Source organism: Sphingosinicella sp. BN140058 (assembly GCF_004135585.1).
In the GTDB taxonomy this organism is placed as follows: Bacteria; Pseudomonadota; Alphaproteobacteria; order Sphingomonadales; family Sphingomonadaceae; genus Allosphingosinicella.
On sequence record NZ_CP035501.1, the window covers coordinates 3,910,368 to 3,924,119 of the forward strand.

Below are 13,752 nucleotides of genomic sequence, written 5' to 3' on the forward strand. Positions count from 1 at the left end.
GGCCCGGTACCTCTAATCATCCTTAGCGCGAAATTAAGCGCGTTGATTCGGGCGGCCGTAAGGAGTCCGGCCCCAATTTGTCCCTTGAAATCAAAGGGGCGAATCGATGGGCACCAAGCGCGCACTTCTCTTGACGGGATCGATCCTGTGCGGCGCCTCGGCCGTTGCCGGACCCGCCGTCGCGCAGACCAGCGGGCAGGGCGGTTCGACATCCGTGGCCCAGGCAGCCAGCACGAAGGCTGCCAGGCCGGTGACACCCTACTACCGAACCATTCGCCCTTTTTACCGGAACATCCGTCCTTTCTGGGGCGACGTGAACCCGTTCTACCGCAACATCCGCGCCTTCTGGGGCGACGTGGATCCTTTTTACCGCAACATCCGCGCCTTCTGGGGTGAGATCGACCCGATCGTGTCGGCTCAGGCCGTGGGTGCGCCGCAATATGACAAGATCGGGGTCTTCTGGGAGGATCTCGGCAGTGATTGGACCGTGCTGAGCACGAATTGGGAAAAGGCCGGGACCTATTCCGCAAACCCGACCGGCTATGCGGCGATCGCGGGCCAGTTGAAGGCTATCATCACGAAGTCCGAGACCATGTGGGGTCCGGCGGTGAAGGCGAGTACGGGAGCGTCATTTTCTAAAGGCTTTGCCGAAGACGTGCTTGCCCGCTTCAAGATCGACCTGAACGATCCTTCCACTCTTGCGGCGCTCAGCCCGGCCGAGCAGTCCCACTTCTTCATCGACTGGTATGACGGCCTGATGAACTATTCGGGCACCGATCACGCCGACCACTGGATGAAGACGGTGAACTGGACTCCCTCGCTCACCCAGGTCCAGGGCGAGGGCAAGGACGCGGTCATCGGCCTGCTCGATTTCGTCGTCGCCGGCGACCAGGATATCCGCAACAACGTCGTCGCTTATGACGGCGTGTCGAGCTTCACCAATGGTCACGGTGCCGGTGTGGCGAGTCTGATGGTGGCCGCGCACGACGGGAAGGGGATCATGGGCATCGCGCCCGAGGCTTCCGTCGTCGCCTTCAATCCGTTCGACGACAGCGGAACGGCAGGATGGGAGGACATCACACGCGGGGTCGCCATGCTCAGCGGGAAGGCCGGTGTCGTCAACATGTCGCTCGGCACCCCCGGCTGGACCCTCGAGGGGGACTGGTCTCAGGTATTCTCGCATGCGAGCGTCGCACCAAACCTCAAGTCGACCGTGTTCGTGAAGGCCGCCGGCAATGATGGCATCACCCAGACCCAGAACATCAAGTGGGACTGGGCGAACAACCCCGCGCTCCTGGTTGTCGGCTCCGTCGACCCGACCGGCAAGATCTCGGAATTTTCCAATCGGCCCGGCGAGGCCTGCCTGCTCAACGCCACCGGCGCCTGCAGCGAGCAGAATAAGCTGAAATACCGGTTCGTGGTCGCCCCGGGCGAGTTGATCCTGGTCTCCGACGACCAGGGCGGCGTCACGCGGCAGACGGGCACCTCCTTCTCGGCGCCGATCGTCGCCGGCACCGTCGCGCTCCTGCTCGATCGCTGGCCCTGGCTTGCCAGCAATCCTCAGGCGACCGTCGACATCATCACCAGCACTGCCAAGGATCTTGGCGCCCCCGGCGTCGACGGCGTCTATGGCGCCGGACTGATCGATGTCGAAGCGGCGCAGTCGCCGAAGAGCTTCGACCAGCTCGTCTGGTACCAGTGGGACGGCAAGAAACCCGCTGAAAAGAGCGTCGACTCGGTTCAGAAGACGGTGACCCAGGCGGACACGTCCAAATGGGACTCCAAGGACATGTTCTTCTACACGTTCGAGAAGCTCGCCGGAGGCTCCCAGCGCGATTTCGCAATCCCGTTATCGTCGAAGCTGGTCGACCAGACCATCTACGTCAACGGCGCGAACGAGCAGTTCCAGGCCTATCTCTACGACCGCATGGTCGATTGGGTGAACGCGAGCGGCACCACGAAGAAGGGCAAGTTCACCAACTTCATCAGCAGTGGCGCACCGCTGCCGAACAAGCTCGGCATGAACCTGTCCATGTCGTTCGCGCCGAGGAGCGCCGCCTTCGGCTTCTCCCGGCACGGAGTCACTTATCAATCCTCCGTCCGTCTCGCGACTTTGTCCGACAGCTTCGGCATCCGGGTCGGCTATGGCGACGGCGCGGTGCTGCTGGGCGGCCGCGAGAGCTTTGGCCTGTTCTCGAGCTACGATTCCCGGACCGGCGGCGTGAACCCGGTCCTCGGCATGGCTTCCGGCGGCGCCTATGCGGGCGCCGACGTGGCGCTCGGCACGAGGACGACATTGACCGTCGGTGCCAGCGAGAAGGATCTCCACCTGCGCCGCGACGATCAGCCGCTGGAGCAATATGAGCTCTATCGCACGCTTCGCGACTACAAGGCGCACGGCCTCAATTTCGGGCTCAGCCACAAAGTGAGCGACGCCTTGATGCTGACCGCCAGCTACACGCAGGTGGGGGAGCGCAACTCGCTCCTCGGTGTCCAGTCGCTCGATCGCAACGATCTCGGAGAAGGTTCTACCACGGACGGCCTGACCGTCGGGTTCGATTACGACTTCGGCAGCGGTGTGAGCCTCGCGACCTCCGCCACGATCGGGCGCACCCGTGCCGGCGACAGCCGCCGTCAGAATATCGCTGTTTCCGACGGGGGCCTGCTGAGCACGGCGTCCGAGGTCGCCGTGGCCAAGGTCGGCCTGCTCGGCAAGTCCGATCGTGCCCGCCTCTCGGTCTCCCAGGCCATGCATGTGGAAAGCGGCAGCGTCGACCTCACGATGATCAGGGTCGTCGACCGGAATACCGGGGAGATCGGACCGGTCACGGAGCGGATCGGGGTCACCGCGGGAAAACGCCCGATCTTCACCGAATTTCTCTATGGTGCACCGATATTTAACGGTGGCGGTGAGATGAGTGCATTCGGCCGGTTGCAGCTCCAGGGCGACCGGCAGGATGCGCTCGAGAGTGACCTCGTGGTCGGCGGCCGCTTCAGGATGGGGTTCTAACAGGCCGGGCGAGGCCGCACAGGAGTAATCGTGACGTCTCGCGGGGTCGGTTCAGCTGCAGGGGATATGAGAACCGAGCGGGCGGTGGTGCTCTGCGGAGCAGTCGTCGCCGCTACCATTCTCGCGCGGCTCAATTTCTTCGAGATCTTCTGCCGCTTCTCCGCCGAATATGAGCGATTGCAGCTGGATGAGCTGCTGATCGGCGCGCTGACCTTCTCGGTCGCCGGCGCATGGCTCGCCTGGCGGACGAGCCGCAAGCTGACTTGTGCGTTGGCGGAGGTGCGGTGTCTCCAGGAGCAGGCTGTCGCGGCTGCCCGGCTCGATCCCCTCACCGGGCTGCCCAACCGGCGCGCGCTCACCGACTTCATCTCTCACGATGAAGATGAGTCGGCGGCGGTCGGCGCCCTTACCGTCCTGATCAGCGACCTCGACAACTTCAAGGAAGTCAACGACACCTACGGCCACCGTGCGGGTGATGTCGTTCTCCGGGAGATCGGTGCCCGGCTGCGGGCAATACAGACCGATCATGACGGTGTCCTGATCGTCAGGCTCGGCGGCGACGAGTTCGCATGTGTGGTGCGCCATTGCCGCGACAGCGATCTTGCCGAACGCATCGGACGGCGTATCCAGGATGCCGCCCGCCGCCCCATCGCCATTGGCGATCACGAACTGGTCGCCCTCAGCGCCTCCGTCGGCTCGGCCAGGCTGGTTCCCGGAACGTCGATCGACGACACCCTGAGCGCGGCCGACGCAGCGATGTACACCGCCAAGCGGCAGGAAGGCGACGCCAACCCCCGCAATGCGCAACGTGGCGACGAGCCGTTGCGAACATGGCGCCGGCGTCTGGTGGAGAAAGCATCCGCGCGCCCGTTCGGCGGCAAGGCGGGAGCCGCCTATGCCGTGGCGCTCAGCATCGATCGGTTCGCGGCCATGCGGGCGACCATCGGGCATGCCGCTGGAAGCCAATTGATGCGCGAACTGGTCGAGCGTCTCGCCGACGTCGGTCCCGAGATCGTCATCGACCGCATCGCACCCGATATGATCGGCCTCGCTTTCGAAGCAGCAAGTCCGGACGAGGCGTTGACGCTCGTCGAGCAGATCCATGCGGTGGCGGAAGGCCCGATCAGCGTCGGGGACCACGTCATCGACGTGACCGTGACGATCGGCTATTCCGGACCTGCCGGTATCGACGATCTGCGTGTCCTGATCGAGCAGGCCCAGATCGCCCTTGAACAGGCGAGAACGTCCCGACACCGACGGGCCTTGTTCAGCAAGACCGATTATGGTGATCCGTCGGACCGTCTCGCGCTCATGCGTGACATGCGCGAAGCGCTCGCGAACGGGGACATCACGCTCGCCTACCAGCCCAAGATCCGTGTTTCGGACAATCTGGTGGACGGCGTCGAGGCGCTCATTCGATGGACGAACTCTGTTCGGGGTTCGATTAGTCCAGACGACTTCGTCCGCATCGCGGAGGAGACGGGGGACATTCGCGACATGACCGAATGGGTGCTGCACCGCGCGATCGCCGACCAGGCGTTTCTCGGGCAGGCAGGCTTGCAATTGCCGGTCTACGTGAACGTCTCGGCACGACTCGTCGGAGACGAAGTGTTCATGCGGCGCATGCTCGACCTGATCGCAAGCGCGGAAGGCAGGATCGGCCTCGAGATCACGGAGACTGCGGTCATCGACGATCCGCAGAATGCCCTGGCCAATCTGCAGATGCTTGCCGATGCCGGTGTCCCGCTGTCGATCGACGATTATGGCGCCGGCATGTCGTCGCTCATCTACCTTAAACAGCTTCCGGTGCAGGAGCTCAAGATCGACCGGCAATTCATCACGCACCTCGCGGAGAGCCATCGCGATCCCTTGATCGTACGCTCGACCATCGACCTCGCGCACGGGCTCGGGCTTAAAGTCACTGCCGAGGGGGTCGAAACCGAATCCGCCCTTGCATTGCTCCGGGTGATGGGCTGCGATCTCGTGCAGGGGTTCGTGTTCGCGCCAGCGCTCGACCTCGACCAGCTGATCGCCTTCTGCACGTCGGCGCGGTCGAGTGTGTCTGCGGCACCACTTGCCTTCGGAAGCGCCAGCGGTTTCTGAGGCAGGCAAGGGCGGGGTTGATCATTGCTCCCGGTTCAGGTGTCGCTGCGAGTGTTCCTGGTGAGACGATGGCCGTGCGACAGCCACTGCATTTCCGGGCCGACCTGGACATGCCGGATTCCGATACTGCAAGCTTGCGCCTCGGCATTCGCTGTAGCTTGCGGCGGGATCCCCCGGCCGGTGCGATGAAGGCTCGATGCGGGGGCCCATCTGCACGCTCGGGAGCCGGCACGCGACTGTCGACCTCCGGTCTGGTCACGCCCACGCTCGTTACAGATTCGCAATGAGCGCCGTTCGAGGCGATTTGATCGGCGAGAATGGGCGCGGGATGGCCCGCGGTGCACTTTTCACAGCAAATGGCATTCTGGCTGCGCGACCAGGGTCCCCATGTTGGAGTGTCGTCAGCGCTGGGCTAGCGCGGAGCTGAGCATGGCCGCATCAGTGCCCGGGAGGAGACGGGCCAGGCTCAGGGGACCTCCTTCGCCGGCTGCGGGATGGTCACCACCTCGACCATGAGCCCGGTCTCGTCCCGAATTTCGATATGGCGTTCGGAGGCGAGGATGCCCTGCGCCAGGTCCTCGCGGGCGAGGATCTCTGCGCTTCGCGCGGCCTCGCGTCTGGCGGAGGCCAGGTCAGGCAGGTTCAAGCCGCCGACATCGTCATCCCGCTTGTCGCTCACGACATCGAAGAAAAATCTCGGCATAAGCTGCTCTCGGCCTGTTCCGACGAAGAACGCTCGATCGCCCATTTTGCTTCGCAGTTTCTGTCGGCTCGACCGGCGCCCGGGAGCGTAGATAACCGGACGATCCCGGCTGCCCCGCCTCGCTGCTCCTTCCGGTCCCGTTGGTCGGAACGGCGGCACCTCTTCCGTTATCGGCAATCGACTGAACGGTGGCGGGGCAGGTGGCGTACAAAGCGCCAGCGGGATACGCGGTCTCGTTGTCCAGTGCCTCCACTCGCGACTTCCGCGGGGTCGGCAGCCCGACCATGATCGTACCAGTGACGCGGCACATGCCTGTTCGGGTACCGGCCGTTGCCGTTCCGGCTTTACGCCTTACGGAAATGGCTGGTGGACGCCGCGCGCTCAACTGTGAAGGTTCAGCGGCCCTGCCGCAGGATGTTCGGGCCCGACCCTCGGCCAGCGCCTTGCAGCCGCCGACATCTTCGAAGAGACGCCGAAGCGAAGCTGGAATGCGGTCAGCTCCTCCTCGGCGATGCCCCAGAGCGACGGCTCGACAGGTTCGGCGATGCCGGGCGCGCCGTCCCCGATGATCACGGTTTCGGGCGGTATCCATTTCCTGGTGGCGATGCAGTAGAATATCAGGATCTGGGCACGGGTCGCCGGTCGCCTCTGCTCGAGCACGATGCCGAGGCGGTCCGAACTCAGCCGCACCACGATGCCTGGCGGGAAGACACCGATACTCTGCATGAAAACCGACAGGAGCGTGGGGTCGAATGTCCCCGCCCAGCCGTGCATTGCCGCCATCGCTTCCGCCGGCGACCAGGCATTCTTATAGGGCCGGTTCGAGGTCAGCGCGTCGTAGACGTCGCAGATCGCGCCCATGCGCGCGCCCAGACTGATCTTGTCGCCTCGCAGCCGGTGCGGATATCCGGTTCCGTCGACTTTCTCGTGATGGTGCCGGCAGACATCGAGCGCCACATCGGGCACGCCGCTCGCGCCGAGGAGCAGACGATAACCCTGTTCGGCGTGCGCCTGGATTGCCGCGAACTCCTCCTTGCTAAGCCGCGCCGGCTTGTTCAGCACTTCGGCGGCGATCTTCGCCTTTCCGATGTCGTGCAGCAGTCCGGCGGTGCCAAGGTCGGCGATGGCAGGAGGGTCGAGGCCGAGGTGACCCGCCAGGTTGACCATCAAGGCGCACACGGCGATCGAGTGGAGGTAGGTATATTCGTCCTTGGACTTGAGGCGGATTACCCGCAGGAAGGCGGCGCGATTGTTCTGGATCGCCGCTGAGATGTCCGCGACGACCGCCACCACAGCCTCAGACTCGATCGCCTTGCCCAGCCGCGCCCCATCGAACACGCCGCGCATGACCTCCTTGGATCGATTGACGACCAGGCTGGCCTCTGCGCGTGCCAGATCCTCCCTCGGCATCCCATCGGGCGTTCCCGATGCCGGTGCTTCCGACGGCGATCTGCCCACGGTGTTCGGCGGCTCAAAGCGTGCTACGCGACCTTCAGGCAAAACCGGCGCGACGTCCACCCCGCGCCCGGTGTCGATCATCAGCGCCGGAACCTTGCTGTCGAGCACTGCCTTCAAGTCAACCTCGGTCGAGATAAGCACCCGCCTCTTCCAGAAGGGATGATCGAACCAAGACCCCTCGAACGATACGACGAACATGCCCATTCGTGCCTGAGACGGATGGATTCGCTTCAGCGTCATGCCGCTTCCTCCGCCCCGCGCGGAAGACTGCGCAGATCGCCCGGCCCGGAATGCGGCCGCCCCCAGTAAAAGCCTTGTGCCTCATCGCATCCTTCCGCCCGCAGCAGGCGCAACTGCTCGGCGCTTTCCAATCCCTCTGCGAGCACGGGCACGGCGAGGCTTCGCCCGAGCGCCAGCACGGCCCTTATGATCGCCCGCGCCTGTTCGCTCCCCTCGGATTCGATCAGGAAGGATTTGTCGATCTTGATCTTGTCGAACGGGAACGAGTTGAGCGTGTCGAGCGACGAATAGCCGGTTCCGAAATCATCGATCGCGATGGTGACCCCGAGCGCCTTGATCTGACGCAGGATGTGGAGCGCACGCGCCTTGTCGGACACGATCGCAGTTTCTGTGATCTCAAGCTCGAGCCTTCGTGCAGGCAGGCGGGACTCCACCAGCGCCTCGGTGACGGTGGTGACGAGATCGACGTGCATGAGCTGGATTGGAGAAAGGTTGACGGCAACCCGCCAGGGCTCCGGCCAGCGGGCCGCCTGCTTGCAGGCCTCCCGAAGCGTCCAGGCGCCGATCTTGACGATCTCGCCGCTTTCCTCGGCAATCGGGATGAACTCGGCCGGCGATATCGAGCCTTGGCGAGGATGCTTCCATCGCAGCAGCGCCTCATAGCCGGTCACCCTCTCGGTCGGCACGTCCTTTTGCACCTGGAAGGCAAGGCTGAGCTCGTTGCGCGCGATCGCTTCGCGCAAGTCATTGGCGAGAACACGCCGTGCTCGGGCGGCTTCGTCCATCCCCGGCTCGTAATAGCAGACCTGGGCGCCAAGCGTTACTTTCGCCCGGTACATGGCGAGATCCGCATTGTTGACGATCTGCTCGCACGTGCTGCCATCCTGCGGATAGATAGCGACGCCGAGACTTGCACCCGGGTTCACCACCACCGCATCGAGTGCGATCGGTTCGCCGAGGGCCTGTTCGAGGCGCTCGAGGAAGTCGGCCAGCGCGACGTCGTCGGCGAAAGGTTTCATGGCCGCGAATTCATCGCCGCCGAAGCGCGCGACCATTTCTTCACCGGATATCGCCCTGCCAAAGCGATCGGCGAGGATGCGCAGCACGCGGTCGCCGGTGGCGTGACCATGAGCGTCGTTCACCTCCTTGAAGCGGTCCAGATCGATCCCGATCACGGCCACCTGACCGCCTTCGCTCGCCGCTCTTAGAACCGCCGCATCCAGTTTCTCGACAAAGTGCACGCGGTTAGGGAGACCGGTAAGGTTGTCGTGCAGAGCCATGTGCTCGATGCGCATCTCCGCGAGCCGGCGTTCGGTGATGTCGTCGAACGTGGTAACCCAGCCGCCTTCCTCCATCGGTCGGTGTGCGATGGAGAGGATGCAATCTTCGGCGAGTTGGACGACGAGGGTTCCTCCCCCCGGCTGCGCGATGCACTCACGATGACGCGAGAGGACCTCGGCCATTCTGGTGTCGGTGACGGCACCGCCGCATCTCTTCTCAAGGCCGGCGCGCAGGAGCAGCGCGAATGGCGTGCCAGCCGGACAATCCTCCTTGGTGACGCCGAACAGATGACCTGCGCGTGCGTTCGCGATCACCAGTTTCTCGTCCGCGCCGAACAGGCAGAGGCCCTGGTGCATGTTGGAGAGCGCGGCATCCAGGTTCTGGGTCAGCGCGCGCAGATGGTCCTGGTCTTCCTTGAACCTGGTCATGTCCCGGGTGATTTTGGCGAAACCCCGGAATGCTCCCCGTTCATCGTGCACCGCCTCGATCGTGACATGCGCCCAGAAGCGGGAGCCGTCCTTGCGGTAACGCCAGCCTTCGCCGTTGAATTTCCCCGACCCGCGCGCCGCAGCGAGGGACGCCGTGGGGAGACCTGCTGCACGATCGTCGGACGAATAGAAATCGGCAAGGTTGAGCCGGCACGCCTCGCCCACGGTGTAGCCTTTCAGCCGTTCGGCGCCGGCATTCCAGCTCACCACGTTGCCGACGTCATCGAGCATGTAGAGCGCATGATCGCTGATGCCCTGAACAAGCACCCGGAACTCGCGTTCACTGGCCGCGATGGCAGATCTCGTGCGGGCGCTGAACAACGAGACAAGAAGGGCGAGCGTGAGCACGACGAAGGCGGCGCCGGCCACGACCATGCCAAGGCTCAACGGAGACAGCAGGGTCTCGTCCGAGACTTGGACGGGGTCCGGCACGACCGAGATCGCGGCCATGCCGGTGAAATGCAGCATCAGGATGGCCGTCACCAGCAGCAGGCTTGCCGCGAGGGCGCTGGCCGCGCTCGCGCGCTCCACCGCACAGCCAAGCGCATAGCGCGTCGGCACGATTGCGAACACGATCGAGACCAGGACAAGAGGAGCGGACCAGCGGAACGACCCTGCAAGCTCCACCGCCTGCATTCCGAGATAGTGCATGGCTGCGATGCCGGCGCCGAACGCGGCGGCGGCGAGCCAGGAGCGGCGAAGCGAACCTCCATCGAGGGCCAATGACGAGCCGATCGTCGTCGAGAGGATTGCGACGACCAGCGATGCCGCCGTCGACGGCATGGCGAAGCCGACGATCATGCCCGGATCGTAGCCGAGCATGGCAACGAAGTGCGTGGCCCAGATGCCAAAGCCGCTCACGAGGCCAGCCATGATCAGCCAGCGCCCACGCTGCCCTGGCGCGGAGGAACGTGCCTGGCGGAGGAGGACGACCGTTGCCACCGAGGCTGCAATGCATATCAGTCCAGCCAAAGCGACGAGTCTCAGATCATGCTCGTTTCGCAGACAATGATAGACTTCGAGCATCCATGTCCCCCTGATGGAGGGCCTCTATCCCGTCCGCCTTAATAAACGGTTCGGCAGTGACTCGCTGTTTCTTCATAGGCATTTGTGCTTATGTTGTGATCCGCCCACGGCCGGCACCGCGCCTTCGCACGCGTGGATGGGTGACTGTCTCGACCTCTCGCTTCGGCCGCCGAAATGGTCGACACGGTATAAGAGTGACTCCGGACGCTGCTTGCTCTGCGGGAGGCGTTCCGATCCGCTTAGGGTTTCGCTGCTTCAGCAAGGAGCTTACGCGTTATGGATCTAGGAGATCAGCCAGCGCGTCCGCAAACCGATTGAGGAGACGTTCGGCTGGACCAAGACGCAGGCCGGCTTCGGCAAGGTCAAGGTTCGCGGTCGCGCCACGGCCGATGCGGTCTTCACCTTTGCAGTCGCTGCCTGCAACCTCGTCCGAATACCCAAGCTGCTGGAGCAAACGGCATGCAACGGGACACCAGCGGCCCACGGGTCTGGCCTCCAACAGCCGGAACTGCCCTTCAATAGGCCAGAAACGCAAGGGCGCCGAGGCCAACACGGCCATCTCCCGCCGAGAGGCGACCAGAAAGGAATCTTGGAGTTCTTCAGCAGCCTGCTGGAGCCCGAACAGGCCTGCTTGGAGTCGGTTCACGCTATAGGGCCGTGATTGAACCCGTGTCGCTGCATCGTCAGCCTACTTGGCGAAAGCGGGGGTTCGTCGCGGCGGATCGCGTTGTGCCCAGCTGCAGCGCCGACAGGATGAGGGATCCGACACACAAAGCCAGTCTTGCAGTGCCTGCCGCGGCCTTGCGCATCAAGCAGGCCGCGGCCGCCTTATCCATCGGCAATGTCGGCCGAAGCCTCTCTGGAGCATTCAACCAGGCAGAAGTGGCGTCCCGAGCCGGGCTTCGTGAATTCACGTTTTCTGCGGGTTTCGGATGTCTACACGCTGAAGCTGGTGTTCCACGCGCAAGAGATGTCCGACGGTCAATGGCTCTGGCACGGGGAGCGCGTCAGCTATGACGTGCTTCTACGAGAGGTGGCCGCGGTCAGAAGTTTGAATCCGCATCCCTCGATCCTCTTTAACTTCGCAGTTGGTCACGGATGCGGCGAGCTGGACAGAATGAGGCGCGAGATTGCTGTCGCCACCAAATGTTCAGCGGATGGAATTCGGTGCCTCCAAGGGACGCTGGCCGAGTTTAACGCTCACACCTGACTCCGGCGTGGGTCAACCCGCGCTGTAGCTGGTGCTCCCGATCGTAGACCTGCCTGGCAATAGCGGACGTTGGCCGCCGTGCCCCCCGATCCTGTCGGCAACAGCTGGAGGGGGTGGATACGCGACATTGGCTGGGCGTTGGATTCAGGCCGAAATGGACATCCAGTCGGAGATGCGGGCGGGCAATCCACAGGCCTTGTGCGGAACTTAATGTTGGAATTGCCCCGCATCGAGAGCGGTGCCACGGTGGCGAAGGCTGAGTGTGCGAGAGCGGCGAAAAGCCTTACCAAGGCCGTCAATACCGCAAAAACGTCTATAATGCCCTACGAACAATCTGGAGGGGTCGTTAGAGGCGTTATGCTCAGGAATCTCACGATCAACGCGCGACTGATTGCCGGCTTCGGCATCGTGCTGCTGCTTCTCATCGTTCTATCCGCGATCAGCGTCGGGCGGGTGAACACCGTCAACGACAATCTGACGACGATCAACGACGTCAACAGCGTCAAGCAGCGCTACGCTATCAATTTCCGCGGCAGCGTGCACGATCGCGCGATCGCCCTTCGCGACGTGATCCTGGTTTCCTCGGCCGACGAGCTCAACACGGCGCTCTCCGACATCAAGACGCTCACCGAGAAGTATGACGCCTCGGCAGGCCCGCTTGACGCGATGCTGGCGCCAGACACGAACCCGACTGCCGAGGAAGTGAGAATCCTCCAAAGCATCAAGGACACCGAGCGCAAAACGCTGCCGATCATCGAGCAGGTTATCGCCCGCAAGCGCAGCGGCGACCAGAATGGTGCCGCGGCCATGCTGATGGGCCAAGCGCGGCCGCTGTTCGTCGAGTGGCTGGCCCGGATCAATCAGTTTATCGATCTGCAAGAAGCGATGAACAAGTCCGTTGCCGCCGATACCCGTGAGGCGACCGGCAGCTTCCAGTCCTTGATCATCGTTCTGTGCCTACTTGGCCTTGCGCTTGGCGCCGCAGTCGCCTGGTGGTCGCTCGCCTGCGTCCGTCCGATCCGAGCCATGGCCAAGATCATGGAAACTCTCGACTCCGGCGACGGCGATCTCGTGCTGCCGGCGGCGGGTACGCGCAACGAACTCGGCCAGCTTGCCGACGCGATGATCGCCTTCAGGACGAAGCTCAAGGCGGCTCAGCGCGCCCATGAGGCCGCCCAGACGGCTCAAAAGGATCAGGCGGACACGATCGTCGGCAGCATCGGCGAGGGCCTTGCGGCGCTTTCCCGTGGAAACCTTCGCGCCCGGATATCGGCCGACCTCACTGGTCCGTTCGCCAAGCTAAAGGTTGACTTCAACACAGCGGCAGAAAGCCTGCAGGACATCCTCGGCGAAGTCAGCCGGTCTGCGTCCGCGATCCACGGCGGATCGGGCGAGATCAGCCAGGCCTCGGACGATCTGTCGCGGCGCACCGAGCAGCAGGCCGCCTCGCTCGAGGAAACCGCTGCGGCGATGACGCAGATCACGGCCACCGTGCAGAACAGCGCGGCCGGCGCCAACGAGGCCAACAAGCTGGTCCGCGCTACCCAGGCGGACGCCCAGGAGAGCAGCAAGGTCGTCGGAGATGCCGTCGCCGCGATGGCCGAGATTGAGAAATCGAGCCAGGAGATCACCAAGATCATCGAGGTGATCGACAAGATCGCTTTCCAGACCAATCTGCTCGCGCTCAACGCGTCCGTGGAAGCGGCGCATGCCGGTGAAGCCGGTCGCGCCTTCGCGGTCGTCGCCAACGAAGTGCGCGCGCTTGCCCAGCGCTCGGCCGATGCGGCGCAGGAGATCGGTACCCTGATCTCGAATAGCTCGCGCCAGGTCGAAGGCGGGGTCACGCTGGTCGGCGAGGCCGGCAAGGCGCTCGGGCGTATCATCGGCTCGGTCGATGAAGTCTCCGGCCTGATCAGCCGGATCGCGATGGCGGCCGACCAGCAGAGCTCGGCGCTTGCTCAGGTCAACACTGCGATCAGCGAGATGGACAAGGTGACCCAGCAGAACGCGGCCATGGTGGAGGAAAGCAACGCCGCCGCGCGCAGCCTCGCCGACGAGGCGTCCGGACTCGCTCGGCTCGTCGGCCGATTTGAAACGGGAGCGAAGGCGCCCGCGGTTGTGGCGCGACCGTCGCGCAGACCCGCGCTGGCTCCGCGGGCCAGCGGAAACACCGCACTCGCGCTACAATCCGATCTCACGAACGCCGTCGATGAATGGAACGAATTCTAGTCTA

8 protein-coding genes are annotated in these 13,752 nt (G+C 63.9%); 4 read left to right on the top strand and 4 right to left on the bottom strand.

Annotated elements, in window-relative coordinates:
* Nucleotides 1–106: 106 nt before the first annotated feature.
* Together ETR14_RS17520 and ETR14_RS17525 are read left to right on the top strand one after the other, a co-directional pair.
* Nucleotides 107–3,010 carry a S8 family serine peptidase gene (locus ETR14_RS17520; RefSeq protein WP_129386782.1) on the top strand — a complete coding sequence of 968 codons (2,904 nt, stop codon included), beginning with the start codon at nt 107–109 and terminating at the stop codon, nt 3,008–3,010.
* A 66-nt stretch (nt 3,011–3,076) separates the two neighbouring features.
* Nucleotides 3,077–5,113 carry an EAL domain-containing protein gene (locus ETR14_RS17525; RefSeq protein WP_129386785.1) on the top strand — a complete coding sequence of 679 codons (2,037 nt, stop codon included), beginning with the start codon at nt 3,077–3,079 and terminating at the stop codon, nt 5,111–5,113.
* A 466-nt stretch (nt 5,114–5,579) separates the two neighbouring features.
* On the opposite strand, the gene ETR14_RS17530 is transcribed toward ETR14_RS17525, so the two are convergent.
* The 4 genes from ETR14_RS17530 to ETR14_RS29760 all read right to left on the bottom strand — a co-directional run bounded on the left by ETR14_RS17530 (nt 5,580) and on the right by ETR14_RS29760 (nt 10,955).
* Entirely contained in the window at nt 5,580–5,861 is a 282-nt protein-coding gene (locus ETR14_RS17530) for a hypothetical protein (RefSeq protein WP_129386788.1), read from the bottom strand.
* Nucleotides 5,862–6,197: 336 nt separating this feature from the next.
* A complete protein-coding gene (locus tag ETR14_RS17535) occupies nt 6,198–7,514 on the bottom strand; it encodes an HD-GYP domain-containing protein (protein ID WP_129386791.1) in 1,317 nt (438 codons plus the stop codon).
* Nucleotides 7,511–10,156 carry an EAL domain-containing protein gene (locus tag ETR14_RS17540; RefSeq protein ID WP_243455568.1) on the bottom strand — a complete coding sequence of 882 codons (2,646 nt, stop codon included), beginning with the start codon at nt 10,154–10,156 and terminating at the stop codon, nt 7,511–7,513. Before ETR14_RS17540 ends, ETR14_RS17535 begins: the two co-directional genes overlap by 4 nt.
* Nucleotides 10,157–10,583: 427 nt before the next feature.
* Nucleotides 10,584–10,955 carry a hypothetical protein gene (locus tag ETR14_RS29760; RefSeq protein ID WP_371416685.1) on the bottom strand — a complete coding sequence of 124 codons (372 nt, stop codon included), beginning with the start codon at nt 10,953–10,955 and terminating at the stop codon, nt 10,584–10,586.
* Nucleotides 10,956–11,150: 195 nt separating this feature from the next.
* On the opposite strand from ETR14_RS29760, the gene ETR14_RS17550 reads away from it, so the two are divergent.
* On the top strand, nt 11,151–11,519 hold the full coding sequence (locus ETR14_RS17550; RefSeq protein WP_129386796.1) for a hypothetical protein: 369 nt from the start codon (nt 11,151–11,153) through the stop codon (nt 11,517–11,519).
* Nucleotides 11,520–11,876: 357 nt separating this feature from the next.
* The gene (locus tag ETR14_RS17555; protein WP_165356504.1) at nt 11,877–13,748 is read left to right on the top strand and encodes a methyl-accepting chemotaxis protein; all 1,872 of its coding nucleotides are present in this window, start codon (nt 11,877–11,879) and stop codon (nt 13,746–13,748) included.
* Nucleotides 13,749–13,752 lie beyond the last annotated feature (4 nt).

Excerpts from the sequence above, each read along its gene's own strand:
- ETR14_RS17520 (WP_129386782.1), top strand. The coding sequence starts at position 107 with ATGGGCACCAAGCGCGCACTTCTCTTGACGGGATCGATCCTGTGCGGC.
- ETR14_RS17555 (WP_165356504.1), top strand. The coding sequence starts at position 11,877 with ATGCTCAGGAATCTCACGATCAACGCGCGACTGATTGCCGGCTTCGGC.
- ETR14_RS17525 (WP_129386785.1), top strand. The coding sequence starts at position 3,077 with ATGAGAACCGAGCGGGCGGTGGTGCTCTGCGGAGCAGTCGTCGCCGCT.
- ETR14_RS17535 (WP_129386791.1), bottom strand. The coding sequence starts at position 7,514 with ATGACGCTGAAGCGAATCCATCCGTCTCAGGCACGAATGGGCATGTTC.
- ETR14_RS17550 (WP_129386796.1), top strand. The coding sequence starts at position 11,151 with ATGTCGGCCGAAGCCTCTCTGGAGCATTCAACCAGGCAGAAGTGGCGT.
- ETR14_RS17540 (WP_243455568.1), bottom strand. The coding sequence starts at position 10,156 with ATGGCTGGCCTCGTGAGCGGCTTTGGCATCTGGGCCACGCACTTCGTT.
- ETR14_RS17530 (WP_129386788.1), bottom strand. The coding sequence starts at position 5,861 with ATGGGCGATCGAGCGTTCTTCGTCGGAACAGGCCGAGAGCAGCTTATG.